Here is a 26,042-nt window from a genome sequence, read left to right on the forward strand (position 1 = left end):
AATGGAATTCGAATTCGACGTTGTTGTCGTGGGTTCCGGCGCCGCCGGTATGACCGCCGCGCTGACCGCTGCCTACCGGGGCCTGTCGGTGACCCTGATCGAGAAGAGCCGGCTCTTCGGCGGCTCCACCGCGCGCTCCGGCGGCGGCGTGTGGGTGCCCAATAATCCGGTGCTGCAGGCGGCGGGCGTGCCCGACAGCCCCACCATGGCCCGCACCTACCTGAAAGCCGTTGTCGGCGATCGGGTTCCGGAGGCCAAGCAGAACGCCTTCCTGGACAACGGCCCGGAGATGTTCTCCTACATCGGCGCTCGCTCCAAGTACTGGGAGTTCGTCTACGACCGCGGCTATTCCGACTACCACCCGGAGTTCCCCGGCGGTCTGGCGCAGGGCCGCAGCATCGAGCCCGCGGTCATCGACGGACGGCTGCTCGGCGGCGATCTGCACAAGATCAACCAGCCGACCATGTCCGCGCCCAAGGGAATCGCGATCACGGTCAGCGATTTCCACGACCTGAATATGATCGCCCGCACCTGGAACGGCAAGAAGACCGCCATGAAGGTCGGTGCCCGCACCGCGCTGGCCCTGGCCAAGGGCGCGCTGCCGCTGAGCCTCGGCAAAGCCCTCGCGGCCCGGCTGTGGCTGTCCCTGCGTGATGCGGGTGTGCCGGTATGGCTGAATACGCCGCTGACCGAACTGATTACGGAGAACGGCGTCGTGGTCGGCGTGCGCGCCGAGCACGAGGGCCGCCCGGTGGTCATCAAGGCCAAGCGCGGCGTGGTGCTGGCCGCGGGCGGGTTCGAGCACAACCTGGAAATGCGCAAGAAGTACATTGCCGGCCCGCAGTCCACCGAATGGACCGTCGGCGCCATCGAGAATGTCGGCGAAGGCATTGTGGCGGGCCAGAACATCGGCGCGGCAGTCGATCTCATGGATGACGCCTGGTGGGGTCCGTCGGTGCGCAGCCCCGAGGGCCGTCCGCCGTTCTTCTGCCTGGCCGAGCGTTCGCAGCCCGGCGCGATCATGGTGAACAACAATGGTGAGCGCTTCGTCAACGAGTCCGCGCCGTATGTGAACGTCGTGCACAAGATGTACGAGGACGAGGCGGCGGGCACCGGCAGCATTCCGGCGCATTTCATCTTCGATCAGAACTTCCGCGACCGGTACCTGTTCCTGGGCAACTTCCCCAAACGCCCACTGCCGCAGGCATATTTCGACAAGGGCATTATCAAGCAGGCCGACACGCTCGAAGAGCTGGCCGCCAAGCTCGGCGTTCCGGCCGACAAGCTGACCGCGACTGTGCAGCGCTTCAACGGTTTTGCGGCGAACGGCCGCGATGAGGACTATCTGCGCGGCGACTCAGCCTACGACCGCTACTACGGCGATCCGACGGTGAAGCCGAATCCGACCCTGGCTCCGCTGGAGCGCGGGCCGTTCTACGGCGTCGAGATGGTCCCCGGCGATCTCGGCACCAAGGGCGGCCTGGTCACCGACGAGCACTCACGCGTGCTCGACGAGAGCGGCACGGTCATCGCGGGTCTGTACGCGGCGGGCAATAATTCGGCCGCCGTCATGGGCAACGACTACGCCGGTGCCGGCGCGACCATCGGTCCCGCCATGGTGTTCGGCTATATCGCCGCCAACCATCTGGCCGACCAGGAGGCCGTCGAGCCGGCTCCGGTCGCCGAGGCAGCCCCGGCCAAGCGCACTGCCCGGCGTGCTCCGGCACAGAGCGCCACCGCGCAGAACTAGGAGGCTGTCATGGGACGCGTAGAGACCAAGAACGTCATCGTCACCGGTGGCGCCCGGGGTATGGGCGCGGCCTTCGCGCGCAAGCTCGTGGCCGAGGGCGCGACGGTGGTCATCACCGATGTGCTCACCGCCGAGGGCGCCGCGCTTGCGGCCGAACTCGGTGACGCCGCCCTCTTCCTGCCGCTCGACGTCACCGATGAGACGGCCTGGAATGACGTCGTCGCACAGGCCGAAGTGACATTCGGGCCGGTTTCCGGTCTGGTCAACAACGCCGGCATCGTGCACGTGGATCCGATCGAGAAGCTCTCGGAGGCGGACTACCGCAAGGTGATCGACGTCAATCAGGTCGGCGTCTTCCTGGGCATGAAGGCTGTCATCGGCTCCATGCGCAAGGCCGGTGTCGGGTCGATCGTGAATATCTCCTCGACCGGCGGGCTGATCGGCTACTCGAACATTCTCGGGTATGTGGCGTCCAAGTGGGCGGTGCGCGGTATGAGCAAGACCGCCGCTCAGGAGTTCGCCGCCGACAATGTGCGCGTCAACTCCGTGCACCCGGGCATCATCGCCACCGAGATGGTAGCGACTTCCGCACGCTCCCAGTCGATTGCGGCCAATCAGCCCATTGCCCGGCCGGGCACTCCCGAGGAGCTGGCCAACCTGGTGCTGTTCCTCCTCTCGGACGAATCCTCCTACAGCACCGGCTCGGAATTCATTGCCGACGGTGGCTTCACCACCCAATAGCAGTGCCACCTCAGTAAGACAGCTGCGAGACAAGGAAATTGGCAATGAAGGACTTCCACGGCAAAGTCGCCGTCATTACCGGCGCCGGTGCCGGCATCGGCCGGGCGCTCGCCCTCGAACTCGCCCGCGGTGGTGCGCAGCTGGCGCTGTCGGGCCGCAATCTCGAGAGTGTGGCCGAGACCGCGGCGCTGTGCGAGAAGCACGGCGCGAAGGCCCGCGCCTACAAGCTGGACGTCACCGACCGGGCCGCGGTCTACGCGCACGCCGATGAGGTTGTCGCCGACTTCGGCAAGGTCAATATCGTGGTCAACAATGCCGGAGTCTCGTTGACCGCCAATATCGAAGACGTCTCGTGGGAAGACTTCGAGTGGATTTTCAATATCAACTTCTGGGGCACCGCCAATGGCACCAAGGCGTTCCTGCCGCATGTCATCGCCTCCGGTGACGGGCATATCGCCAATGTCTCCAGCATGTTCGGCCTGGTGGCCTGCCCGAGCCAGAGTGGTTACAGCTCGTCGAAGTACGCCATGCACGCCTTCACCGACGCGCTGCGCCAGGAAATGATCATCGCCGGCCACCACGTCGGCGTCTCCAGTGTGCATCCGGGCATGATCAAGACCGAGATCGCCTGGAAGGCACGGGCTTCCGCCAACCGCGACCGCGACGCCCTGGCCGCCAACTTCGACGGCCTGGCCAAGACCTCGCCCGAACAGTGCGCCCAGATCATCGCCAACGGCATGAAGAAGAACAAGCCCCTCATCCTGATCGGCACCGACGCCAAGGCCATGAACTGGATGCGCCGCCTCCTCGGTTCCGCCTACATGAAGCCCCTCACCGCGCAGATGCGCAAGGAGATCTAGCTCCGGCCGCCGCCGCGATCAGCGGCCGGAGCTCCACCGGTAGCCCCGCACACCCCTAGGTGCGGGGCTACCGGCTTATGGTGGCGCCCAAGCGGATTCACGCGGATCGTGCACCATCAGGCCGGGTTGCGGAGTTGGCCCTTGATCACCTTGCCGCCGGCATTGCGGGGGAGGTGATCGGTGAGGACCACCTCGCGGGGGACCTTGTAGCCGGCGAGGCGGGTGCGGGACCATTCGATGACGGCTGCCGGGTCGAGGGTGTGGTCGGAGGTGACGACTACGGCCCGCCCTACTTCGCCCAGGCGTGGGTCGGGGATGCCGACCACCGCTACCTCGCGAATGTCCGGGTGCTGCAGGAGGACTCGTTCGATCTCGGCGGGATAGGCGTTGAAGCCGCCGACGATGAACATATCCTTCAGGCGGTCGGTGATGCGGAGGTAGCCGTCTTCGCCGAGGGTTCCGATATCGCCGGTGTGCAGGTAGCCGTCGGTGTCGATGACGGCGGCGGTGGCTTCCGGATCATCGAGGTAGCCGCGCATGACATTCGGGCCGCGGACGATGATTTCGCCCGGCTCACCGGACACCACATCGGTGCGGTCCCGATCGACAATGCGAATCTCGGTGCCGGGCAGCGGCTTTCCGACCGTCTCCGCCAGCAGTGCGGCGGGGGCGTCGGGTGGGCACACCGTGACCACGCCCACCGATTCGGTGAGGCCGTAGGCCGTGAAGACGTAGGGCACGCCGAGGTCGGAGCGAATGCGCTCCACCAGTTCGGCGGGAATGACCGCACCGCCGGTGCCTGCCAGACGGAGCGAACCGAGAATATGGTCGCGGTGGTCGGCGGCCAGCAGATCCGTGAACAGTGTGGGCGGACCGGCCAATACGGTGACGCGTTCACTCTCGATCAGGCGCAGCGCCTGTTCGGCCTCGAAGCGTTCGACCGGAATCATGGTGGCCGTGCGCAGCAGGCAGGCGATGATGCCCGCCTTGTAGCCGAAGGTGTGCGAGAACGGATTCACCAGCAGATATCGGTCGCGCGGCCGCAGGGTCACCGCATCCGCCCAGCGGCCGAACACCTCCAGGGTCTGCCGGTGCGTGGCGAGCACACCCTTCGGCTCGCCGGTCGTGCCGGAGGTGAAGAGGATGTCGGACAACGATTCCGGATCGACGCTCGCCGCAACCTCCCGCGCGGTCGCGGGCGGCACCACCGTGCCCGGCGCGAGAAACCCTGCCCAGGAACTGATATCCCAGGTGGGCGCGGCCTCGCCGCGCGAATCATCAAGCAGGATCAGGTGTTCCAGAGTCGGGAGCGGCAGACCGGACTCGGCCAGCATCGCCGGATAGTCGTGACCGAGGAACTCCTGCACCGTGCAGACCGCCTTGGCCCGGCTGCGCCGCAGAATCTCGGCCGTCTCCGGACCGCGCAGCCGAGTGCCGATCGGCACCAGCGTGGCCCCCGCGCCGAGCATGCCCAGCGCGGTCACGATCCAGCGATCGCTATTGGGCGCCCACATGCCGACCCGGTCGCCGACCTCGATGCCCGAGGCAATGGCGGCACGCGTCACCGCCCCGACCTGCTCCGCCAGCTCGGCGAAGGTCACGCGCCCGGCCGGACCGGCGATCGCCACCGCATCGGGATAACGCCGCGCTCGCTCCGCCACCAGGGCCGGAATGGTCGAAACCGGGACGGACGCAGCACCGCCGCCGATGGATGCCGCATACCGCCGATCCATGCGCCCATCCTGCCGCAAGACCGTGCCCAGGATGCCCGTTTCCCCCGTGCCATCCCGCTGACCGGGCGTGCCGTGTTTATTTTGCCCTCCGCTTCGCTCCGGGCGGGTTCGCGGCCCTGCTAGCTCGGTCTTCCCTCCTCCGCTCCTCCGCTTCGCTCCCCCGCTCCGTCAGTCCAGACCGAGCCGGGCCGCGAACTTGGGGTGGGTGCCTAGTCGGAATATGTCTACTGGGCCTTTCGCAGCTCTGTGTGTTGTTCGGTTCCGGTGATCGGGATCTGTGTTGGGGGTGAGGGGCGTCACGCGGCACGCTCGATAGCAGGTTCCCGGAGGGTGTGGGACGAGGCGGGGGCGGATGAATTCAGAACATCGAAGGAGTGACATGACCGCCGGAGCGGAGCTTGCGCAGCGACCCGATGTGGCGGCCGACGCCGTGACCGTCGTCGAACTCGACGGCGCTTGCGGGCTGTCGCGGCAGCAGATCGGCGGCAAGGCGTGGAGTATCGATCACATGCGGGCCCTCGGGCTGCCGGTGCCGCCCGCGTTCGTCATCACCACCGAAGGCTGGGCCGATTACACCCGGCGCGGTGCGATCGCCCCGGAGATCTGGGAGCAGGTGCGCGCCGGGATCGCCACCATCGAGCGCGGCACCGGGCGTGAGTTCGGATCGCCGGAGCGGCCGCTGCTGGTCTCGGTGCGCTCGGGTGCGGCCATCTCCATGCCCGGCATGATGGATACCGTCCTGAACCTCGGCATGACCGATGCGGTGCAGCAGGCGCTGGCCGATCAGACGCAGAATCCCGGCTACGCCAACGACACTCGGCAGCGTTTCGTGCACCAGTACCGCGAGACCGTGCTCGGTGACGCGAACGGCGCGGTGCCGCTGGACCCGTGGGATCAGCTGCGCGGCGCCATCGAAGCGGTGTTCCGTTCGTGGGATTCCGCCCGCGCCAAGACCTATCGCCGCAATCGCGGTGTGCCGGACACGCTCGGCACCGCGGTCACCGTGCAGGCCATGGTGTTCGGCAATCTCGACGAGCACTCCGGCACCGGCGTGCTGTTCAGCCGCAACCCCAATACCGGCGACGGTCCCGTATACGGCGAATGGCTGGTCGGCGGGCAGGGCGAGGATGTGGTCTCCGGCCGCCTCACCCCGCGGCCGCTCGACGAGCTGGCGACGACCCAGCCGCAGGTGCACGCCCGGCTGATCGCCGCCACCGAACTGCTCGAACGCGACGGCCGCGATCTGCAGGACATCGAGTTCACCGTCGAATCCGGCACGCTGTGGATGCTGCAGTCGCGCTCGGCCAAACGATCCGCGCGGGCCGCGGTGCGCACCGCTGTCGCCATGGTGGCGGAGGGTTTGATCAGCGCCGACGAGGCCCTCGATCGCATCACGCCCGATCAGGTGCGCGAGGTGCTGCGCCCGGCGTCCGGCGTGACCACCGGGCAGGAACCGCTCGCCCGTGGCGAATCGGCCTGTCCCGGACTGGCTTCCGGTGTGGTCGTCACCGATCCGGATGAGGCCGAAGCGCGTGCGGAGGCCGGTGAGGACGTCATTCTGGTGCGCCCCACCACCAGCCCCGACGATCTGCACGGCATGATCGCCGCCCGCGCCATTGTCACCGAATTGGGCGGCACCACCTCGCATGCCGCACTCGTGAGCCGCGAACTCGGCCGCCCCTGCGTGGTCGGCTGCGGCCCCGGCGTGGTCGCGGCCCTGGTCGGCCGGACCGTCACCGTCGACGGCGGCGCCGGACTGGTGCTGGCGGGCGAGATCGTCGCCAAACCGGTCGAGCAGATCATTCTCGACGATGTCGCGCAGCTGGCCCAGTGGGCGGGTGCGGAGCCCTCGCAGCTGGTGGAACGGCTGGAAGAACGCACCGCTGCTCCGGAAAGCACTGAGCAGGAAGAGGTTTCAGTGGACAGTCCTCTCACCGAACTGGCACTGCTGCGGCTGGTCGGCATCAAGGGCCGGGTGAACGCCGACAATCTGGCGCTCAGTCTCGGCGCGGATGCGGGCGAAATCGCCACGCACTGTGAGGGTCTGGTGACCGCAGGGGTCTGCGCCACCACCCCCGCCGGTTTCCGGCTCACCCCCGAGGGCCGTGCCCGGCTGGAGCAGCTGCTCACCGAGGAGCGCGCCACCGTGGACGCCGCCGCGCTCACGGCCGCGTACGACGAGTTCTGCGTCTACAACGCCGATCTCAAGGTCATCATCACCGACTGGCAGATGAAGGATCCGGCCACCGTCAACGACCATGCCGACGCCGACTACGACGGTGCGGTCCTGGGTCGTCTCACCGACACGCACCAGCGCCTGCGCCCCCTGGTGCAGCGCCTGGGCGCCCTGGCTCCCCGCCTGGTCCGCTACACCGACCGCCTCGACCGTGCCGTCGAGCGCATTGCCGAGGGCGACCACACCTACGTGGCCCGCCCCATCATGGACAGCTACCACACCGTCTGGTTCGAACTCCACGAGGATTTGATCGGACTGTGCGGCCTCACCCGCGCCGAAGAGGCAGCAGCCGGCCGTGCCCACTGATCCGGCGGTGTCTCCCAGTCGTTCAACAGCCCTCGCCGCGCAGCGCTGGATCGATTTCGCCGAGATCGACAATGTTCGTGATCTCGGCGGCCTGCCCGTCACCGGCGGCGGCACAACGCGTTTCGGCATGGTGTTCCGCTCCAGCACACTGCAGCAGGCCACCTGCGAGGATCTGACGCAGCTGCTGGAACCGCTCGGCCTGCGCACGGTCATCGACCTGCGCCTGCCGGACGAGGTGGAACGCGAGGGCTACGGGCTGTTCGCCGATGCGGCCGTCCACATCGCCAACCTGCCGATCCGTAAGTCGGCGCAGTCGTCGCTGGCCGCAAGGGATCTGGTGCCCGATAAGACCCGGGTGGATCTGACCGACCTCTACGGCCAGCTGCTGGCGGGCAGCGGTGAGCACATTGTGGAGGCGGTCCGGCTGATCATCGATCCGGCACGCCGTTCGGTCCTGTTCCACTGTGCCGCAGGCAAAGACCGCACCGGCGTGCTCGCCGCGATCCTGCTGGACGCGGTCGGAGTCACGGCCGAGGCCATTGCCGACGACTACGAGATCACCAACCAGCGTATGCAGCGAGTCCGCGACCGCCTGGACGCACTGCCCTCGTATGCCGGTCTGCCGCAGGCGAATACCGGCATTCTCGCCATCAGTGCCGACGTCATGCTCCGCTTCCTGGAGAACCTGCACGCCGAACATGGCGGCGCGGGCACGTGGCTGCTCGCCCAGGGCCTTTCCGAAGCGGAACTGAGCCGGTTGCGCGACGTGCTGGTCGAACAACCTGCCCGGTAGTACCGCCGGTCAATACACGGTCCCCATCGCGGACCGCACCTCGTCGAGGGTGCGGTCCGCGATCTCGTTCGCACGCCGATTTCCCTCGCGCAGCACCGTATGCGCGAAATCCGGATCCCGCGCCAGTGCGGCACGGCGGCGGCGATGGCCGGCGAAACGGTCGTTCACCGCATCGGCGGTGAGCTTTTTGAGCGCCCCCGCGCCGCTGTCGCCGATTCGATCCGCCAGCACCTTCTCATCGACGCCGGTGCACAGGGCGGCGGTGGTCAGCAGGGCGGAGACGCCCGGCCGCAGCTCCGGATCGAAGCTGATCCGCCGCTCCGAATCCGTGGGCGCGCGCCGGATGAGCGCCGCCGTCTCATCCGCGGTCATGGCCAGCGTGATCGCATTCCCGTAGCTCTTGGACATCTTCCGCCCGTCCAGCCCCGGCACCTCCGGAGCCGGGGTCAGCAGGGCCTCCGGTTCCGGAAAGACCTGCCCGTAGCGCTCATTGAACCGCCGCGCGATCACTCTGGTCAGTTCGACATGGGGCAGATTGTCCTTGCCCACCGGCACCAGATTGCCCTTGCAGAACAGAATGTCGGCGGCCTGATGCACCGGATAGGTCAGCAGCAGCCCGCTCAAAGCCCTACCGGCAGCGGCATGTTCGGCCTTCACCGTCGGATTGCGATGCAGCTCGGCCTCGGTCACCAGGCTGAGGAACGGCAGCATGAGCTGATTGAGCGCCGGTACCGCCGAATGCGTGAAGATCGTCGCCCGGCTCGGGTCGATGCCCGCGGCCACATAGTCCAGCACCGCGTGAAAAACGTTGTCCCGCACCGGACCCAGGCCGTCCCGATCGGTGATCACCTGATAATCGGCGAGAATGACAAAGGTCTCCACCCCGAGATCGTGCAGTCGCACCCGCTCGGAAATCGTGCCGAAGTAATGCCCCAAATGGAGCTGCCCCGTAGGCCGCTCCCCGGTGAGCACCCGGTACCGCCCAGGATTTTCCGCGATATCGGCGCCGAGCCGATCACTGCGCTCCCGTGTAGCCGAAAAAGAATCCATCGCACAGTTCCTATCGCTGAGGGACTGCACGAACCTCGTTCCGCATCACGGAACCCACAGGCTGCGTACAGCCCGTGAACATGATCAGTCGGGCTGCGGTCGCAGCCACCACCATGCCTGTCGGAGGTTCATCACCCCGCCACAATATCAACCCGCCCACCTGCGGGGCGAAAGTATTTCCACCACAGCGCCACCCGTGCGCCCCGGCGCGGCCATAACCAGTCCAGTCTCGGGCACCTGCTGGGTCAGGGGCGGTTGATGAGGATTTTGATGTCCTCGCCAGGGGCCATGAGGGAAAGCAGCCGTTCGGCTTCGGTATGGATGGCGGCCTCATCGGCGGTGGCGAGGGGATGCCACGGGGTGATGTGGAGGGCGGTGCCGGTGCGGGACCACTGGCCGTGGACGAACCCGTCGACCAGGTACATCGGGACGCCGCCGGAGGCGACCTTGGCAATGCGGGCCCGGTCTTCGTCGCTGATCACGCGGGTGCGGTCGTGGTGGCCGAGCAGGGCGTTGTCGAAGGCGGGGAGGAGGCGGACCGGGGCGGGCAGATCGGGGTCGGCCAGGGCCGCGTCGGGGAGGTCGAAGAGTTCTCGGCCGGATTCGTCGCGGTAGACCCGCAGTTGGGGACGCAGGCGTGCGACGACCTCGGCGAGGCGGGTGGTTCCGGCCCATGCCTGGATGTCCGCGACGGTGGCCGGGCCGAATGCTCCCAGGTAGCGAAGGACCATGGTCTCCGGCTGCGGCGATTCCGCGAGGGGCGCGCCCAGCCATTCGTCCGCGAGGGTGACCGCGACGCGGCGATTGCGCCACGCGCCCCACACCCCCGCCTCGGGATTGTGCACCACCGCCAGCATGACACCGAGCGCCTGGGCGAGCCTGCCGGGATGCGGGCTCGGGAAGCGATCCGCGAGCATCCGCCCGAGCTCGGTGCGGGTCAGCGTCCGGCCGGTGAGCAGTTCCTTTCCAGCAGTGGCGAATTCAACCGGATCAACCCCGCCGATCGCCTCCCGGAAGTAGGCCGCCTGCAATGCTGCCTCGATCACCGGCCGCACCGTCGGATACAACCAGCGATAGTCGGCGGCGTCGGCCAGATGTACGGTGCGGCGAATCATGGTGGACCGCACCACACTTCGATCGTGCAGCAGCGCGGCGAGCTCTTCGTGCCGGAAATCGGTCAGCCGAGTCCACAACCCGACGTACGGCCAATTCGCCTCCTGCCCCTGCACCGCGATCAGATGGCGGATGAGATCGCCCGCGGGCATCGAAACCCGTTCGGCCAGCATCTGGCGCACGAGCAGGGTCCGATTCAGCTGGCGCAGCGATATTTCCGTCATGAACACAGTGTCGATCAGAAGTAGGACAGTTTCTGTCCTAGCTTGCGCGGCGGTGTCGTTCCGCTCGATACCCGGCCGAAATCGCTGTCCGGGCGGCGCCGATCGCGCACACTCGGGAGATGAGCGGGTCGGTGACTGCGGGGGCGTTTGCGCGGGTGTTCGAGCCGCGGGGGGAGGGTGGGCGGTGGTATGTCAACGACCACACGGTGATTCGGGCGGGGGACGGGCAGTGGCATCTGTTCGGGATTACGCATCGGGAGCCGGCGGATCCGTTCGATGAGACGGTGTTCGGGCATGCCACCGCGGCGGAATTGGGCGGGCCCTGGGTGCAGGAAGCGCCTGCCTTGACGGTGGACCGGGAGTCGGGGGAGACGCATCTGTGGGCGCCGTTCGTGGTGGCGGAGGGGGCGCGGTATTTCATGTTCTACGACGGGGGCGGGGCGGATCGGACGGCTACCGGAATGTATCTGGCCACCTCGACGGATCTGTTCGAGTGGACCCGGCATCCCGGCGGGCCCTTGTTCCGGGACGGGTATGACGCCCGTGATCCGATGGTGCTGCGTATCGGGGAGTGGTGGGTTATGTACTACTGCGCCACCAGTACTCGCGCGGGCGGCAATCATGTGGTCGCCTACCGGACGAGTTCGGATCTGGTGCGGTGGGGCCCGCGTCGAATCGCCTATACCGATCCGACCGCCGGAACCGAGGCGGGCAATACCGAATCGCCGTTCGTCGTACCGCACGGCGGTTACTGGTACCTGTTCATCGGCCCGCGCCCGGAGTACGTCGGCACCGAGATCTTTCGCAGTACAGACCCTTTTCACTTCCGGCCGCAGGACCGCGTCGGCCATATCGCCGCGCATGCCGCGGAGGTGGTGGCGGACGGGGATTCGTGCTGGATCACCGCCGCCGGCTGGGGGCAGGGCGGAGTCCGGCTGGCTCCCTTGCACTTCCCGGGCTGAGGTCGATCTTCCTCATTCGGGCGTGCCCGACGCGGCGAACTGGGATTCTGGAGTACGAGTCGAGAGTCCACCCACGGTCGGGAGGCAAGGCAATGGCCCGGATCGGCGTTATCAGTATTTCCGATGGCCGTGACTACGTGCACGGGGGAATTGTCGGATTCATTCGTACAGTGGAAGATCGGCTCGTCGCCGCATTGACCGCGGCCGGTCACACGGTAGTGCGCGGGCGCGAACCGGTGGCGAGCAATCAGCAGGCCGTCGCGGTGGCGCGGCGGGTACAGGCCGCCGGGGTGGATCTCACGGTGCTGCACTATGCGGTGTGGGCCTTTCCGCACTTCACCATGCTGGCCGCGGGACAGCTGACGAGTCCGATACTGCTGCTGTCGAATATCGATCCGGTGCAGCCCGGCATGGTGGGCATGCTGGCGGCGGGCGGTGCGCTCGATCAGATCGGGCGCGAGCACGCCCGGCTCTGGGGTGATCCCGCGGACCGGGAACTGATCGAGGCCATCGGGGTGCGGGCGCGCGCCGCCGCCGCGGTGGGGAGTCTGCGGGGCAGTACCTTCGGGCGGATCGGCGGGCGGCCGATGGGCATGAATACCGCGGTGGCCAATACCGACCAGTGGCAGCACACCTTCGGGATCGATGTGGAGGAGATCGATCAGTGGGAGATCGTGCGGCGCGCCGAGCTGGCCGATGCGGGGGAGGCCAAGGGCGCCCGAGAGTGGTTGGAACGCAATACCGCCGGGGTGCACTACGACGGCCGCATACTGACGCCGGAACTGCTGGAGCGGCAGATCTGCTCCTATCTGGCCATGCGCGACCTGATCGCGGAATGGCATCTGGACTTCTCCGGCATCAAGGGCCAGCCGGAACTGACCCAGTACTTCGCCACCATGGACATCACCGAGGCCTTTCTCAACGACCCGTACGACTGGAACGGGCCGAAACAGCCGCACGTCTGCGCCACCGAGGCGGATATGGACGGCGCGCTCACCATGCAGCTGCTCAAGCAGATCTCCGGCACCCCGGTGCTTTTCGCCGATGTCCGGCACTATCACGCCGACCGTGATATCTGGGATCTGTGCAATTCCGGGCAGCACGCCACCTGGTTCGCGGCCCGCAGCGACGATCCCGCCGAGAACCTCGCTCGTGTTCACCTCTATCCGGAGGTGTTCTTCTTCCCCGCCGGTGGTGCGTCGGTGCATCATCTGGCCGCGCCCGGGCAGATGACATTCGCCCGGCTCACCCGTAAGAACGGTGCGTACCGAATGCAGTTGATGCTCGGGGATTTCGAGACCTACGACGATGCCACCAATGAGGCGCTCATGAATCAGTCCACCCGGGAATGGCCGCACGCCTTCGCCCGCCTGGATGCCGAGGCCCCGGATTTCCTGTCCCGCTTCGGCGCCAACCACATTCACGCCGTCCCCGGTGACCGCAGACCCGAGGTGCGGGCCGCCTGCGAGCTACTCGACGTCACCCTCGACGAGTTCAGCAGGGCGAGCTGACATGCTGCTCGGCATCGATATCGGAACCTCCGGATCCAAGGGTGTGCTCGTCGATCACCACGGCATGGTGGATATGAGAGCAGAACGGCCGCACCGGGTCTCGACTCCGCGCCCCGGCTGGGTGGAGCACGATGCGGAGAAGGTGTGGTGGGCGGATTTCGTCGGCATCGCCCGGGAGCTGGTGGCTGCCGCGGACGGCGCGCCCCTCGAGGCGCTCGCGGTGAGCGGGATCGGGCCGTGCCTGCTGCCCGCCGACGCCGACGGCCGGCCGCTGCGGCCCGCCATCCTGTACGGCGTCGATACCCGCGCCGGGATCGAAATCGAGGAACTGACCGCCGAATTGGGCGCGGACACCGTGCTGGAGCGCTCGGGTTCCCCGCTCACCAGTCAGGCGGTCGGCCCGAAACTACGCTGGCTGGCCCGGCACGAGCCGCAGGTCTGGAAAGAGACCCGAATGCTGTTGATGGCCAGCTCCTTTCTGGTCCATCGCCTCACCGGCCGCTATGTGCTCGATCATCAGTCCGCCAGTCAGTGCGTGCCCATGTACGACCTCATGGCCCAGACCTGGGCGACCGATTGGGCCGGTTCGGTGGCGCCCGGCCTGCCGCTGCCCGAATTGGCCTGGCCCACAGAGATAGTCGGTCACGTGACGCCGGAAGCCGCTGCGGCGACCGGCCTTCCGGTGGGTCTGCCCGTCACCACCGGCACCATCGACGCCTGGGCCGAGGCCGCCGGTGTCGGCGTCCGGGAACCGGGCGACGTCATGATCATGTACGGCACCACCCTGTTCCTCACCCAGGTGCTCACGCATCCGCATCCGCACTCCGGCCTCTGGACCACCTGCGGAACCTGGCCCGGCACATACACATCCGCCGCGGGCATGGCGACCTCGGGCGCGATCACCGATTGGCTGCGCGCACTGACCGGCAGCGATTTCGGCGATCTGCTCGACGAGGCCGCCGACGTTCCGCCCGGCAGCCGCGGCCTGCTGGTGCTGCCCTACTTCGCGGGGGAGCGCACGCCCCTCTTCGACGCCGACGCCCGCGGCGTGATCGCCGGATTGACCCTCACCCACCAGCGCGCCGATATCTACCGTGCGGTTCTGGAGGGCATCGGCTACGGCGTCCGTCACAATCTCGAAGTCATGGCCGCCGCGGGCGGTGAGGCGCGTCGCCTCATCGCGGTCGGCGGGGGCACCAAGGGCGGCCTGTGGACCCAGATCGTCTCCGATATCACCGGCCTCCCACAGCAACTGCCCGCCGACACCATCGGCGCGGCCCTCGGCGACGCCCTTCTCGCCGCCGAAGCCATCGGCCTGGACACCTCCACCTGGAACCCGCTCACCACCACTATCGACCCCAACCCGTCCCGCACCGTCCACTACACCCCCTACTACCGCCACTACCGCTCCCTCTACGAATCCACCCGCACCACAGCCCACTTCCTGGCAGCAGAACAGCACCGCGCCGCCTCCCGCGACTGACGGGGGGAGGAGGGGTGCCGCCAGCCCTACCGGCGGGTATGTGCCGGTTGCCCGGCAATCGCGGAACCCGGGACAATCCGGACTTCAGGTGGTATTACTTTCGCGTGGCATGGACGTTGCGGCTCAGCGAGCACGAAGAGGCTGCGCTGTGCGCGCAGGCGGTACTGGAGGGGCGGTCGAAGCAGGAGATCACCCGGGATGCGCTGCGCACCTATCTGGAGCGTCATCGCGCCTGGGAGGGCTTCCTGTCCGACGATACGGTCGTCTACGGGTAGTAGCCGTCACGAATGCGGGCGTAGCGCTCGCGAATCGCCACGCCGACTCCGGGCGCGACGGGATGGAATTCCGTCGGCGCCAATGTCGGCCAGCGCGGCGGTCTCGTCCCGCCCCGCAGCGCCCACGCGGCCTGCCGGGCCGCCCCGAGCGCCACGTACTCGCTCGGATTCGGCACCGAGACAGTCTGTCCGAAGATGGTCGCCGCCGCATGCGCGATGAGCCGTGACCGCGCCGCCCCGCCGATGAGCAGAATCCGGCTCGGCGTGGTCGGCAGGCGGTCGAACGCCTCGGCGATATTGCAGAGCATGCCCTCGATCGCCGCCCGCGCCAGATGATGCGGGCGCATGGTCTCCGGGCGCAGGCCGTGCAGACTTCCGGTGGCATGCGGCAGATTCGGCGTGCGCTCCCCGGCGAGATAGGGCAGCAGCGTCAATCCGTCGGCGCCCGGCGGTGATTGCGCGGCCAGCACCTCCAGCCCGGACAGATCCGTGCCGAGCAGGGTCGCGGTGGCATCGAGCACGCGTGAGGCGTTCAGCGTGCACACCAGGGGCAGGAACGCCCCCGTGGCATCGGCGAAACCATTGACCGCCCCGGAGGCGTCGGCACTGGGACGCCCCGAGCGGGTGAAGACCGTCCCGCTGGTGCCCAGCGACACCACCACATCACCGTCCCCGATGCCCAAACCGAGTGCGGCCGCGGCATTGTCACCGGTTCCGGCCGCCACCAGCCGCCCGCCCGGCGTGCGCCCCGCCACCTCCGCCGGATTCAGCACCCGCGGCAGCGCCGGGGTGCGGCCGCGGAAGGCCAGCGACAGCAGATCGGTGCGATAGTGCCCGGAGGCGGGCGACCAGTATCCGGTGCCCGAGGCATCACCGCGGTCGGTGGTGGTCTCGTCGTGCGGATCACCGCCGCGCAGTTGCCAGGTGAGGTAGTCGTGCGGCAGCAGCACCCGCACGGTGCGGTCGGCGAGCTGCGGTTCGTGATCGGCGAACCAGCGCAGTTTGGCGACGGTATGCGCCGCGAGCGGCACACTGCCGACCGCATCGGCCCACGCCTGCGGGCCGCCGAGTTCGGCGACCAACTGGGTCGCCGCCTCCGCCGAGCGAGTGTCGTTCCACATCAGCGCGTCTCGCACCGGCTGACCGGCGGCGTCCAGCGCCACCAGCCCGTGCTGCTGGCCCGCGACGGCAATGGCCTCGACATCCCGCATCATTCGATCGCAGGCCTGTCTCAGCGCATCCCACCAGATCGACGGCGCGACCTCCGTGCCGTCCGGATGCGGTATCTGGCGCTGCCGCAGGACCGTTCCGGTATCGGCGTCGCACACCACCAGCTTGCAGGATTGAGTCGAAGAATCCACTCCGGCAACGACCGTCATTGGCCTGCCCGTCTCTAGCGTGCCGTGACCCGTCCGGGCCGCAGCTGGATTTTGCGGCCGGTGCCCGCGCGGAAAGTGCGCAGGGCATCACCGAATTCACCGAGCGCGAAATCGTGGGTGATCATGGTGTCGGCATCGATGACGCCTTCGCCCATCAGATCCACGGCTCGCCCGAAACTGTGCAGGACCGCCATCGAACCGACAATGGTGATCTCGTCGTTGTAGATGCGGAAGGGTGAGATGGCCGCGCGCGCCTCCGCCGGCGCGACGCCGAATTGCTGATAGGTGCCGCCGCGCCGAACCCGCGACAGCCCGTCCTCGATGGCCGGAATCGTTCCGCTGCAATCGATGACGATCTCCCAGCCCTCGGGCCGGTCCATATCGTCGGCGGCGACGGTGGCCGCGTCCGCGCCGAGCATGCGCGCGACCGCCAGCCGATCGGGATTGGTGTCCACCACCGATACCGAGGCCGCACCGGCCGCACTGGCCAATTGCAGCATGAGCAGCCCCATGGTGCCCGCACCGTAGATCAGATAGTGCGCCCCGAGTTGCCGCGGCAGCACATCGAATCCGTGCACGGCGCACGAGAGCGGTTCCACCAGAGCGCCGTGCACGGCCGAGAGATGCCCGGGGAGCCGATAACAGTTGGCGGCCGGGACTTTCACGAACTCGGCCATGGCCCCGTCGACGGTATCGCCGATGGCGCCCCAGTTCTCACACAGATTCCCGCGCCCGATCGCGCAGTAATGACAGCGGCCGCAGAACAGCGAGGGATCGACGGCCACCCGATCACCCACCCGGACCCCGGCGGCATCGGCGCCGAGAGCCACGATCTCCCCGGCGAATTCGTGACCCGGGATGATCGGATAGGGCGTGGGCGGGAATTCACCCTCGACAATATGTATATCCGTGCCACAAATTCCGACCGCGTCGACCCGCACCACCGCTTCCCCCGCCCCCGGCGTGGGATCCGGCACCGTATCGACCGAGAACTGTCCAGGCTTCTCGACAACCAGCGCTCGCATACAAATACCATGCACCCGAACGTGGTTCACCAAGTGCGTTTTACCCAATAGAAATCACAACGGTGATGTTCCCCGGTCCTGTTCGCGGAGTGCATTAGGGGAGCGGGGTGCTCGCCGGGTGTGATTGATACCAAAACGCGGTAGTCGCGACATGCGCGTGTTCGAGCGGAAGATAGTGCCCGTCCTCGCGCCAGCCGAGCGCCTGGATGGTGGCGCTCAGACTGTGGTCGAAACAGATCGGATCCGGAATGTGCCAGCGGTACATGCCGAATCGCTGCTGCGGTTCGTAGATCCGCTCGCGCGGCTGCACCTGCACCAGCCCCAGATAAGGCGTCGAGTACGGCAGTTGCATACCGCCCAGATCGAAATTCCAGGCGCCGCCGAAATAGTCCTCGGTCCCGGTGCCGCAGATGGTCGGGAATTCGGTGTCATCGTCCAGATAGAACTTGAGCTCACCCTCACCCCACCAGCCGAGGGCCCGCGGTTCGATCGCCAAATAGGTGCCCACATAGCGGCCCGGCCCGCCGGTTACTTCGACGAGTGGATGGACGGCGGGGGAGCCGAGCGGATCACTGCAGCGCCAGCAGGCATGCAGATATCCGGATGTTTCCGGCACATCCTCTTCGGTATAGGTGATCTGGTAGTAGACCGGCGCGGCGCGCTCGGCGCCATTGTGCAGGGTGATGAGCGCATGCGTACCGAACGGCATGGGCCAGTAGCTGTTCAGCCCGCCCGCCGGCGCGACCACCACCATCTGTGAATTGACCAGCGCCAGTTGGTCCCAGCCATTGCAGAAGAAGTCGCCCAGGGGCACCGCGACGGCGGGTTCGGGCGCGCCGTCCCAGTACATCTGCAGGGTGAAGTGCTGCAGCAGACTGCGATCGGTGGTGAGCCAGAAATGCCGGATCACCCCGGGGCCGGCGATATCGGCGAGGGTGATCGTCTGCCCGGGTTCCAGATCGATCGACGGCGACACCTTCCAGCCGCGGCCGAGTCCCGCGGCCGCGAACGCCCCGGTCCCGGCGATGGCCCGCCCGCCCGCCCCGGGCGCGCCGGTGGGGTTCTCCGGACTGATCGAGCGGGTGCGCCGCCCGTCGAGATGCCAGATCTCCTGCACCATGCGAATTTTCGCACGGTGCCGCCCGGCGTGTCCCCGACATGCCGCAACGGGGTGGTCCCGGAACGCGAAATGCCGGCGTCCTCCCACACGGGGCGCCGGCATTTCAGAGCGTTACTTCAGACGGTCGGTATTAGCTGCCGAACGATCCGGTGGAGATGCCACCGGTCTTGATCAGCTTGTCCTGCAGCGCCTTGTAGGTGCCGGCATCGATGCCCAGCTTCTGCGTGATGTAGTTCGACACCGAGCCGGAGGCCGCCGTGGCCGCGGCGAAGGCCGCGTCCAGGTAGTCCTGCTGCACACCCAGCACCGGACCGAACAGTGACGGATCGGTCACCAGGCCCCGGGCCACCAGCGCATCGAGGGTGGCCTTGTTGCTGGCCGCCAGACGATCGTTGGACGCCAGGTAGTTCGCATTGATCTGGCTCTGCGGCGTGCCCAGGATGGTCATCAGGAACGCGGTCATCATGCCGGTGCGATCCTTGCCCGCGGTGCAGTGGTACAGCACCGCGCCGGAGGAGTTGGCGATCTCCTTGAGCGCCGCGCCGAACTGACCCTGCGAGGTCGGATCATTGACAACCCAAGAGTAGTAGTCGCGCATGTACTGCGCGCCCTTGCCGTCGCCCAGCGCCGCCTGCTGCGCGGCCGGGCCGCCCTGCACGAGCTTGCCGAAGAACACGTAGAAATCGTTGCTCGGATCGTAGATCGGCAGCTGCACGGTCTTGATCGAGGCCGGCACCTTGTCCGGGCTGGCGGCCCGCTCGGTGGGGCTGCGGAAATCGATGATCTCGGTGACGCCCGCGGCGGTCAGCGTCTGCTGATCGGCATCGGTCAGATTGTTGAGTGCGTCGGTGCGGTACACCAGACCGGACTTGATGGTCCCGTTCTGCGCCGTAACCCCGCCGATATCACGGGCATTAGGTGCACCTGCGAGCTTGAAGTCCGCGCCGATCGGAGCCTGGTGCAGGATCGAGATATTCGGGGCGGCGAGCGCGGGGGTGATCCCCGCCGCCGGAAGTACGGCGATGAGCGCGGCGGTTACACCGGTCAGTAGGGTGCCGCGTACTGCGCGCGAAATCGTCACTACAGGTATTCCTTTCAATCACGAGCCGAACAGTGGGTTCCCGGCCCGGGCTTCAAGCCGGGCGGCCGAGGAGATGTCCCCGGCCGCGCGACCTTCGGGAAGCGCCCCAGCGGTCGCCGGGCGCGTCCCGCACGAAGACCCGCGGTTCGGAGCGGGCCTGTCGCGCGAAGTACGTTGTGGTGCAGTGCTATTCGACGTCCGACAGCAGTGTTATGGTGCCCGCCGCGCCGTCGACCCGGACCCGCTGTCCGTCGGCGAGGCCGGTGCTGGCGGTCTTGGTGTCCACCACGCAGGGGACGCCGAACTCGCGCGCCACAATGGCGGCATGGGAGGCGGCGCCGCCGATATCGGTGACCACCGCGCCCGCATAACCGAACATGGCGGTGTGGCCGGTATCGGTGACCGCGGCGACCAGGATGTCGCCGGGCTCGATATCGTCGTCGATCGACAGCACGCGCTTGACGGTGCCCTCGACCACGCCGGGGCTGACGCCGAGACCGGTCAGGACGCCGCCGACCGGCAGTGCGCCGGAGATCTCCTCCGGCTCCCACTCGCCATTGATCACATCGGGCATGCGGACGCCCTGGTAGCGGGTGCGCTCGGCGCGGCGGCGGGCCACGCGCTCCTGCAGATCGGCAGGCGCCCACAGGATTTCGTCGAGGGTCAGGAAGGCCGAATCCTCGATTTCGGTGAGCTTGCCGACCTTGACCAGGCGGGCCGCGCGCTCCTGGGTGGCCATGCGCAGGCCGTTGGTGACCCGCACGACGGCATCGCGAGCACGCTCGCGGTAGACGGTCGCGCCGACCGCCATCTTGGCGGTGCGGCTGGTCGGCTCGGCCACCGGTTCCCGGTGCGGCGCAGGCATTTCCGCGGCGCGACCGGCGGCGGTCACCAGCAGTTCGGGGCGATCGCCGAAGGTGGCGTTGATGAGCTCGCACTCGCCGGGTCCGCGGTGGCCGATCCGGTTCAGCTCCTCGGCGAGGGCCTTGGCGAACTCCGGCGACTTCTCCCGCGCGGCGGCGACATCACCGCTCTTGGCAATGGCCTGCAGTCCGGAGTCCTTGCGGCACAGGGCCGCCAGCCGTTCGACGGCCAGCATGGTCTTGGCCGATTCCAGGCGCTCGAGGTTGATCTTCACCTCGCCCTTGTGCGCGGCGGTCGCCGCGCCGGTCATCATGACGCCGATGGAGGCGGCCTGCCACGCCTGGTTCAGGCGGTCGCGCCACAGCAGTGCGCGGGCGTGCAGCTGCTCATCGGTGAGCTCGGAGATCTGGTCCCGGGTCAGGGTTTCCGCGTGCGAGGCGGCATTGATCAGCTCGGCGGTCTTGCGGTAGCTCAGGGCGGTGGCGCCCACGCGGCCCAGCGCCTTGAAGGTGCCCAGGCGAGCGGCGAAGCCGGTCGACATGGACGGGCGGCCCTTGGGGTGCAGCTCCACATCGCCGATCGCGCCGTAGACATCGCGGCGCACGCTCTCCTCGTCCCAGCCGGGCATGTTCTCCGCGGAGAACACGCCGATGGACGCGTTGATGTACATGTGATGGCCCATGACGCCGGTGACGCGGGAGACCCAGTGCTCCAGCGCGATTCCCTCGATGGCAATCATATGGCCCATGGCCTCGTTGCCGAGCCGGATCGCACCCGCCTGCAGATCGATGGTCAGCGGAGTGAGCGGGCCGGGCAGCGCCTCGGAGGTATTGGTCGCGGTGAACACCGGAATGCGATCGTCGAGCAGATCGTCGAATTCGCCCTGAAGTCCTTCGGGCGCAGACGCTTTCAGCGTGTACCCGTCGGAGGTCGGCGCGTTCTGCGGCACCACGTGCGAGGGCAGCGGGATCGCGCCGCCGCGAGTGCGCAGACCGGAGCCGTCGGCCTTGCGGCCGTGCAGACCGCGCACCACATCGGCGACGGTTTCGCGGGCGGTCCAGCCGTAGCGGAAGCCCCACTCCTCGCGGGCGGCGGCGGTGTCGACCTGAGCGCCGTTCGGGGACGAACGATGCAGCCACGCAGCGTATTTGATGCCCGCGTCCTTCAGCGCGCGGCGCATGTCGTCGCCGGAGACCTCGCCGGGGGCGGCCAGGCCCACCGCGCCGCTGCGCTGCGAGAGCGCGGCCAGCACGAGGAAGCGCTCGAGATCGTCGTAGTGCAGCACCTGCAGGGCGGCATTGCCGCGCGCGCCGGCCAGATTCTCCAGCGTGCGCCAGCTGCCGCTGTCGATGCGGCGGCCGGCGACCAGTGCGGTGCGCACGATGAGCGCATCGACGCCACTGCTCGCCACAATGCGTTCGGTTGTCGAATCCGTGCCTGCCGCAACGGGAACCACCAGTCGCGCACCGGCTTCACGAGCTGCCGAGACGATCGCGGCGATCGCGCGCCCGGCCAGATGCACCACGACCTCCACGCCCGCGACGGCCCGGGCGCAGACCTGCGCATCGGACAGATCGCCGACGGTGACCACAACGCGCGGATCGACCAGACGATTGCGTTGCCGGTCCAGGCCGACGACCTCGTGCCCGGCCGCCAGCAGCATGCGCGCCACGGAACGTCCGCTGGGCTCGGTGACTCCGGTGACCAGAATCCGCATTGACTCTCCTCCTTGAAAGGCGACCCCAACCACAGTGACGCCGTTCACACACCATCCCCAGTGCGCTGCCCGGGGACCGGTCACAGTCCCGGTCAACGGGATCGGAGAGTCGGTGAGCAAGATGGGGCGCTATGCCCCGCCGGTGCCAGCGGGCACCGTGCAGGCATGACAGCGCGGAATTCGGTGACGCCACGGGCGGCCGGCGAGGTGAGCCACTACGACATCGACACCGATGTGGTGATCGTCGGTTACGGTGCGGCGGGTGCGGCGGCCGCCTTCGAGGCCGCTCACACCGGGGCCAAGGTCCTGGTGCTGGACCGTTCGGGCGGACCCGGCGGCGCGTCGGCCATGTCCGGCGGCGAGATCTACCTCGGCGGCGGCACCCCGGTCCAGGTGGCCTGCGGGTTCGACGACACCCCCGAGGATATGGTGGCCTTCCTGACGGCGGCCATGGGCGCGGGCGCGGATATCGCCAAGATCGAGGAGTACAGCGCGGGCAGCGTGGAGCACTTCCACTGGCTGGTCGACCGGGGTGTGCCGTTCAAGCCGACCCTGTGGGACGCGCCGACCTGGGTGCCGCCGACCGATGACGGGCTCATGTGGCTGGGCGAGAACAGCTGGCCCTTCACCGAACTGGCCAAGCCCGCCCCGCGCGGGCACCGGCCGACCGCCAATGACTTCGGCGGCAAGCTGCTGATGGAATGCCTGTCGGGTGCGGCCGAATCCGCCGGTGCCACAGCGCTGTTCGATATGTACGTCACCACGCTGATCGTCTCGGACGACAACATGGTGGTGGGAGTTGTTGCGCGGCAATACGGTAAGGAGATCGTCATCCGCGCCCGCCGCGGCGTGGTGCTCACCACCGGCGGATTCGTCGACAATGACGCCATGCTCGCCGCGCACGCCCCGGAACTGCTCGGCCACACCAAGGTCAGTGCGGGCACTGATGACGGCAGTGGCATCCGCATGGCGCAGGCGCTCGGCGCGGGGGTCCGGCACATGTCCTCCGGCCAGGTGGGCATATCCCTCATCCCCGGTCTGGCCGCGCGCGGCATGGTCGTGAATGCCCGCGGCCAGCGCTTCATGAACGAGGACACCTATCCCGGCCGCATCGGCCAGGCCGCGCTGTACCGCCAGAACATGGGCGGCAGCTGGGCGGGTGATGACACCGCCCTGTGGGTCGTCGTCGACGAGGCGGGTTTCGAGGACGTCCCCGAACCCCAGCGCTGGGGCGTCCAGCCCACCCACGTCGCCGAAACCGCCGAAGAGCTCGAACAACTCACCGGCCTGCCCACCGGATCACTGGCCGGCACCGTCCGCCGCTACAACGAATTCGCCACCGCCGGAGCCGATCTCGACCTCCACAAGGCCGCCCGCTGGCTCCGTCCCCTGACCGCTCCCCTGGCCGCCATCGACGTCAAAGCCGGCATCCGCCCACCCGCCGAAGCGGGCGACCGCCGCGGCACCGGCGCCTCCGTCTTCACCCTCGGCGGCCTCCACACCGACCTCGACGGCCACGTCCTCACCCTCGACAACACCCGCATCCCCGGCCTCTTCGCCGCCGGCCGCGCCACCAACGGCCTCCACGGCATCGGCTACATCTCCGGCACCTCCCTCGGCGACGGCACCTTCTTCGGCCGCCGCGCCGGAACCTCCGCCGCCCGCACCGAATAACCGGTCACCACACAGCCCGTCTCGCAGCCGCACAGCCCTGATGGAGCCTGTGCGGCTGAGACAAAGACTGTGCGGTCGATGAGCGGCGCGTCGGCCGGCTCGACGCGCCGTGTTCGCGCGCTGTGCCGCGACTGAGCCTCTCGCGCAGCCGGCCTCTGATCGTCACGGCCTTCGCAAAGGCTGTGCGGCTCAGGTGGCAGCTCTTCCATCGAAAGAAGCAGCGTCAGGTGCCGGGTCGCGCTGCCCGCCGATGCGGAGCAGGCACGGGCTGCGCTCGAATCGCTGCCCGGCTGGGTGGGGGCGTGTGCGTGTCGCGGGCGAGGTGGTGGCTAACTGCGGGCGACACTCGGGATATGACGGGTGAGCCACCACGTGGGCGGTCTTTCGGAGCGCGGGTTGCTGAGGCATTGCGGGCTGCTGATCGGGCGGTGCGGCCGAATTATGTGGGGGTGGTGGTCGGGGCGATCTTTTTCGCCTGGTCGGTGTCGCCGTCGCTGGTGCCCAGGGAGTGGATGTTTCAGGGGCTGGTGAGTGGGATCAGCGCGGTGATCGGGTACGGGGTGGGGTGTGTGCTGGAGTGGGTGGTGCGGCGGTGGGTGTGGCCGCTGCTGCCGGAGCCGGCGACCGGGTGGCTGCTGCGCTGGCGGCTGTCGGACCGGGCTCGGGAGATCACCAAGCTGGTGATCATGGTGGGTGCGGCGGTCGGGGCGGCCGCGATTCTGGCGCGGTCGGCGCGGTGGCAGCGCGATCTGGAAGTGCTCATGGGAATGAAGCCGACGACCACCTCCAGCTATCTGCGGGCGGAATTGCTGGCGGCGGCGACGGTGGCGCTGGTGATCGGGGCCTACCGCGCGGTGCGGTGGTTGCTGCGCTGGATCATTCGCGTGCTCAATATCGACTGGCGGATTCCACGGGCCATCGCCGCACCGGGCGCGGTGGTCCTGGTGCTGGTGCTCGCCGTGCTGCTGTTCCAGGGTGTGCTCGCGAAAGCCTTCTTCTCCGTGGCGAATTCGGCGTTCAGCGTGCGCAACGGGCACACCTCCGCCGCGGCGGTGCAGCCGACGCTGGCCGAGCGATCCGGCAGTCCCGAATCGCTGGCTCCGTGGAAGACGCTCGGGTCGGAGGGCCGCTGGTTCGTCTCCTATGCGCCGACCGCCGAGCGGATCACACAGGTGACGGGAAGGCCTGCGCGCGAACCGATTCGCGCCTACGCCGGACTGGAGTCCGCGCCCACGGCCGAGGACGTCGCCGATCTCGTGGTGCGCGAACTCGATCGCACACACGCCTGGGAGCGACAGGTCGTCGTGGTGGTGACCACGACCGGCACGGGCTGGGTGGACTCGACCACGGCCGCGGCCATCGAGTACATGTACGGCGGAGATTCCGCCATCGCGGCGACACAGTATTCCTATCTGCCGAGCGTGCTGTCGTTCCTGTCGGACAAGCAGAAGGCCGCCGACGCCGGGCGGCTGCTGGTGCACGCGGTGCACGAGCGCTGGGCCACCCTGCCGCCGGATCATCGGCCGAAATTGCTGGTGTACGGGGAGAGTCTCGGCTCGCAGGGTTCGGAGGCGGCCTTCACCGGACTCGACGACATTCGTACCCTGGTCGACGGGGTGCTGTGGGTCGGGCCGCCGAACTCCAACCGGCTCTGGAGTCAGCTCACCGCCCGCCGCGATCCGGGTACGCCCGAAATCCTGCCCATCTACGCCGACGGCCTCATCGTCCGCTTCGCGGCTGATGCGGAGAATCTGAATCGCCCTGATCGGCAATGGATTTCGCCCCGTGTCGTCTACCTCCAGCATGCCTCGGACCCGATCGTCTGGTGGTCGCCGGATCTGCTCTTCACCCAGCCCGACTGGCTGAAGGAACCGCGCGGCTCCGATGTCTCCAAATCCATCCGCTGGTGGCCCATCGTCACCTTCTGGCAGGTGAGCGCCGATATGGCGCACGCCCAGAAGGTTCCCTCCGGCCACGGCCACCGCTACGGCACCCTGTGCCTCGACGGCTGGGTGGCCGTGGCCCAGCCCGCCGACTGGAATGCCGACCTCTCCGGACGCATTCGACAAGCCCTCGATGAGGACATCGACTGGGAATACGCGCACAAGTAGCGGGATCGGCGGCCCACACGGAGCTGTGTGCGCG

19 protein-coding genes are annotated in these 26,042 nt (G+C 68.0%); 11 read left to right on the forward strand and 8 right to left on the reverse strand.

The features are described 5' to 3' along the window. The first annotated feature begins 1 nt into the window (after position 1). From kstD to OG326_RS10880, 3 genes are read left to right on the forward strand one after another with little or no spacing between them, the layout of a single operon-like run. Positions 2-1,750: a 3-oxosteroid 1-dehydrogenase gene (kstD, locus tag OG326_RS10870; protein WP_327144500.1), complete on the forward strand. Its 1,749-nt coding sequence runs from the start codon at positions 2-4 to the stop codon at positions 1,748-1,750. Between the two features lie 9 nt (positions 1,751-1,759). After that, positions 1,760-2,491, forward strand: a complete 732-nt coding sequence (locus tag OG326_RS10875) for a glucose 1-dehydrogenase (protein ID WP_327144501.1) — start codon at positions 1,760-1,762, stop codon at positions 2,489-2,491. A gap of 44 nt (positions 2,492-2,535) precedes the next feature. Continuing rightward, complete coding sequence (locus tag OG326_RS10880; RefSeq protein WP_327144502.1) at positions 2,536-3,351, forward strand: SDR family NAD(P)-dependent oxidoreductase; 816 nt, start codon at positions 2,536-2,538, stop codon at positions 3,349-3,351. Positions 3,352-3,467: 116 nt separating this feature from the next. Here the strand turns inward: OG326_RS10880 and OG326_RS10885 are convergent, their stop codons facing one another. Continuing rightward, on the reverse strand, positions 3,468-5,084 hold the full coding sequence (locus OG326_RS10885) for a FadD3 family acyl-CoA ligase (RefSeq protein ID WP_327144504.1): 1,617 nt from the start codon (positions 5,082-5,084) through the stop codon (positions 3,468-3,470). Between the two features lie 379 nt (positions 5,085-5,463). Here OG326_RS10885 and OG326_RS10890 point away from each other — a divergent pair, with 379 nt between their 5' ends. Both OG326_RS10890 and OG326_RS10895 read left to right on the forward strand, forming a co-directional pair. After that, positions 5,464-7,626, forward strand: coding sequence for a pyruvate, phosphate dikinase (locus tag OG326_RS10890; RefSeq protein WP_327144505.1), 2,163 nt, complete (start codon positions 5,464-5,466; stop codon positions 7,624-7,626). After that, positions 7,616-8,419, forward strand: a complete 804-nt coding sequence (locus OG326_RS10895) for a tyrosine-protein phosphatase (RefSeq protein ID WP_327144506.1) — start codon at positions 7,616-7,618, stop codon at positions 8,417-8,419. The genes OG326_RS10890 and OG326_RS10895 overlap by 11 nt, the downstream gene beginning before the upstream one ends. Positions 8,420-8,428: 9 nt before the next feature. Here the strand turns inward: OG326_RS10895 and trpS are convergent, their stop codons facing one another. Together trpS and OG326_RS10905 are read right to left on the reverse strand one after the other, a co-directional pair. Then, a complete protein-coding gene (gene trpS, locus OG326_RS10900; RefSeq protein ID WP_327144507.1) occupies positions 8,429-9,469 on the reverse strand; it encodes a tryptophan--tRNA ligase in 1,041 nt (346 codons plus the stop codon). 245 nt (positions 9,470-9,714) lie between these two features. Beyond that, positions 9,715-10,806 (reverse strand): winged helix DNA-binding domain-containing protein, encoded by a 1,092-nt coding sequence (locus OG326_RS10905; RefSeq protein WP_327144508.1) that lies wholly within the window; start codon positions 10,804-10,806, stop codon positions 9,715-9,717. Between the two features lie 119 nt (positions 10,807-10,925). Between OG326_RS10905 and OG326_RS10910 the strand changes: the two genes are divergently transcribed. From OG326_RS10910 to OG326_RS10925, 4 genes are all read left to right on the forward strand, one after another. Then, entirely contained in the window at positions 10,926-11,768 is an 843-nt protein-coding gene (locus tag OG326_RS10910) for a glycosyl hydrolase family 32 (RefSeq protein WP_327144509.1), read from the forward strand. A 92-nt stretch (positions 11,769-11,860) separates the two neighbouring features. After that, positions 11,861-13,279 carry an L-fucose/L-arabinose isomerase family protein gene (locus tag OG326_RS10915; RefSeq protein ID WP_327144510.1) on the forward strand — a complete coding sequence of 473 codons (1,419 nt, stop codon included), beginning with the start codon at positions 11,861-11,863 and terminating at the stop codon, positions 13,277-13,279. A gap of 1 nt (position 13,280) precedes the next feature. Further along, positions 13,281-14,762, forward strand: coding sequence for an FGGY-family carbohydrate kinase (locus tag OG326_RS10920; RefSeq protein ID WP_327144511.1), 1,482 nt, complete (start codon positions 13,281-13,283; stop codon positions 14,760-14,762). A 104-nt stretch (positions 14,763-14,866) separates the two neighbouring features. Then, positions 14,867-15,037 carry a hypothetical protein gene (locus OG326_RS10925; RefSeq protein WP_327144512.1) on the forward strand — a complete coding sequence of 57 codons (171 nt, stop codon included), beginning with the start codon at positions 14,867-14,869 and terminating at the stop codon, positions 15,035-15,037. On the opposite strand, the gene xylB is transcribed toward OG326_RS10925, so the two are convergent. The 5 genes from xylB to OG326_RS10950 form a co-directional block, all read right to left on the reverse strand. Further along, a complete protein-coding gene (gene xylB, locus OG326_RS10930) occupies positions 15,028-16,416 on the reverse strand; it encodes a xylulokinase (protein WP_327144513.1) in 1,389 nt (462 codons plus the stop codon). The genes OG326_RS10925 and xylB overlap by 10 nt on opposite strands. 14 nt (positions 16,417-16,430) lie before the next feature. After that, on the reverse strand, positions 16,431-17,441 hold the full coding sequence (locus tag OG326_RS10935) for a zinc-dependent alcohol dehydrogenase family protein (RefSeq protein ID WP_327144514.1): 1,011 nt from the start codon (positions 17,439-17,441) through the stop codon (positions 16,431-16,433). A gap of 94 nt (positions 17,442-17,535) precedes the next feature. After that, positions 17,536-18,558, reverse strand: a complete 1,023-nt coding sequence (locus tag OG326_RS10940) for a glycoside hydrolase family 172 protein (RefSeq protein WP_442790940.1) — start codon at positions 18,556-18,558, stop codon at positions 17,536-17,538. A gap of 133 nt (positions 18,559-18,691) precedes the next feature. After that, positions 18,692-19,642: a tyrosine-protein phosphatase gene (locus OG326_RS10945; protein ID WP_327144516.1), complete on the reverse strand. Its 951-nt coding sequence runs from the start codon at positions 19,640-19,642 to the stop codon at positions 18,692-18,694. A 187-nt stretch (positions 19,643-19,829) separates the two neighbouring features. Further along, complete coding sequence (locus OG326_RS10950) at positions 19,830-22,223, reverse strand: PEP-utilizing enzyme (RefSeq protein WP_327144517.1); 2,394 nt, start codon at positions 22,221-22,223, stop codon at positions 19,830-19,832. Between the two features lie 165 nt (positions 22,224-22,388). Between OG326_RS10950 and OG326_RS10955 the strand changes: the two genes are divergently transcribed. Beyond that, entirely contained in the window at positions 22,389-23,897 is a 1,509-nt protein-coding gene (locus OG326_RS10955) for an FAD-dependent oxidoreductase (RefSeq protein ID WP_327144518.1), read from the forward strand. A 428-nt stretch (positions 23,898-24,325) separates the two neighbouring features. Beyond that, positions 24,326-26,008, forward strand: a complete 1,683-nt coding sequence (locus tag OG326_RS10960; protein ID WP_327144519.1) for an alpha/beta hydrolase — start codon at positions 24,326-24,328, stop codon at positions 26,006-26,008. Positions 26,009-26,042: the final 34 nt, after the last annotated feature.

The sequence above is a fragment of the Nocardia sp. NBC_01327 genome, assembly GCF_035958815.1.
Taxonomy (GTDB): domain Bacteria; phylum Actinomycetota; class Actinomycetes; order Mycobacteriales; family Mycobacteriaceae; genus Nocardia.

Excerpts from the sequence above, each read along its gene's own strand:
- OG326_RS10920 (WP_327144511.1), top strand. The coding sequence starts at position 13,281 with ATGCTGCTCGGCATCGATATCGGAACCTCCGGATCCAAGGGTGTGCTC.
- OG326_RS10955 (WP_327144518.1), top strand. The coding sequence starts at position 22,389 with ATGACAGCGCGGAATTCGGTGACGCCACGGGCGGCCGGCGAGGTGAGC.
- kstD (WP_327144500.1), top strand. The coding sequence starts at position 2 with ATGGAATTCGAATTCGACGTTGTTGTCGTGGGTTCCGGCGCCGCCGGT.
- OG326_RS10935 (WP_327144514.1), bottom strand. The coding sequence starts at position 17,441 with ATGCGAGCGCTGGTTGTCGAGAAGCCTGGACAGTTCTCGGTCGATACG.
- OG326_RS10915 (WP_327144510.1), top strand. The coding sequence starts at position 11,861 with ATGGCCCGGATCGGCGTTATCAGTATTTCCGATGGCCGTGACTACGTG.
- OG326_RS10890 (WP_327144505.1), top strand. The coding sequence starts at position 5,464 with ATGACCGCCGGAGCGGAGCTTGCGCAGCGACCCGATGTGGCGGCCGAC.
- trpS (WP_327144507.1), bottom strand. The coding sequence starts at position 9,469 with ATGGATTCTTTTTCGGCTACACGGGAGCGCAGTGATCGGCTCGGCGCC.
- OG326_RS10880 (WP_327144502.1), top strand. The coding sequence starts at position 2,536 with ATGAAGGACTTCCACGGCAAAGTCGCCGTCATTACCGGCGCCGGTGCC.
- OG326_RS10910 (WP_327144509.1), top strand. The coding sequence starts at position 10,926 with ATGAGCGGGTCGGTGACTGCGGGGGCGTTTGCGCGGGTGTTCGAGCCG.
- OG326_RS10885 (WP_327144504.1), bottom strand. The coding sequence starts at position 5,084 with ATGGATCGGCGGTATGCGGCATCCATCGGCGGCGGTGCTGCGTCCGTC.
- OG326_RS10950 (WP_327144517.1), bottom strand. The coding sequence starts at position 22,223 with ATGCGGATTCTGGTCACCGGAGTCACCGAGCCCAGCGGACGTTCCGTG.
- OG326_RS10905 (WP_327144508.1), bottom strand. The coding sequence starts at position 10,806 with ATGACGGAAATATCGCTGCGCCAGCTGAATCGGACCCTGCTCGTGCGC.
- OG326_RS10875 (WP_327144501.1), top strand. The coding sequence starts at position 1,760 with ATGGGACGCGTAGAGACCAAGAACGTCATCGTCACCGGTGGCGCCCGG.
- xylB (WP_327144513.1), bottom strand. The coding sequence starts at position 16,416 with ATGACGGTCGTTGCCGGAGTGGATTCTTCGACTCAATCCTGCAAGCTG.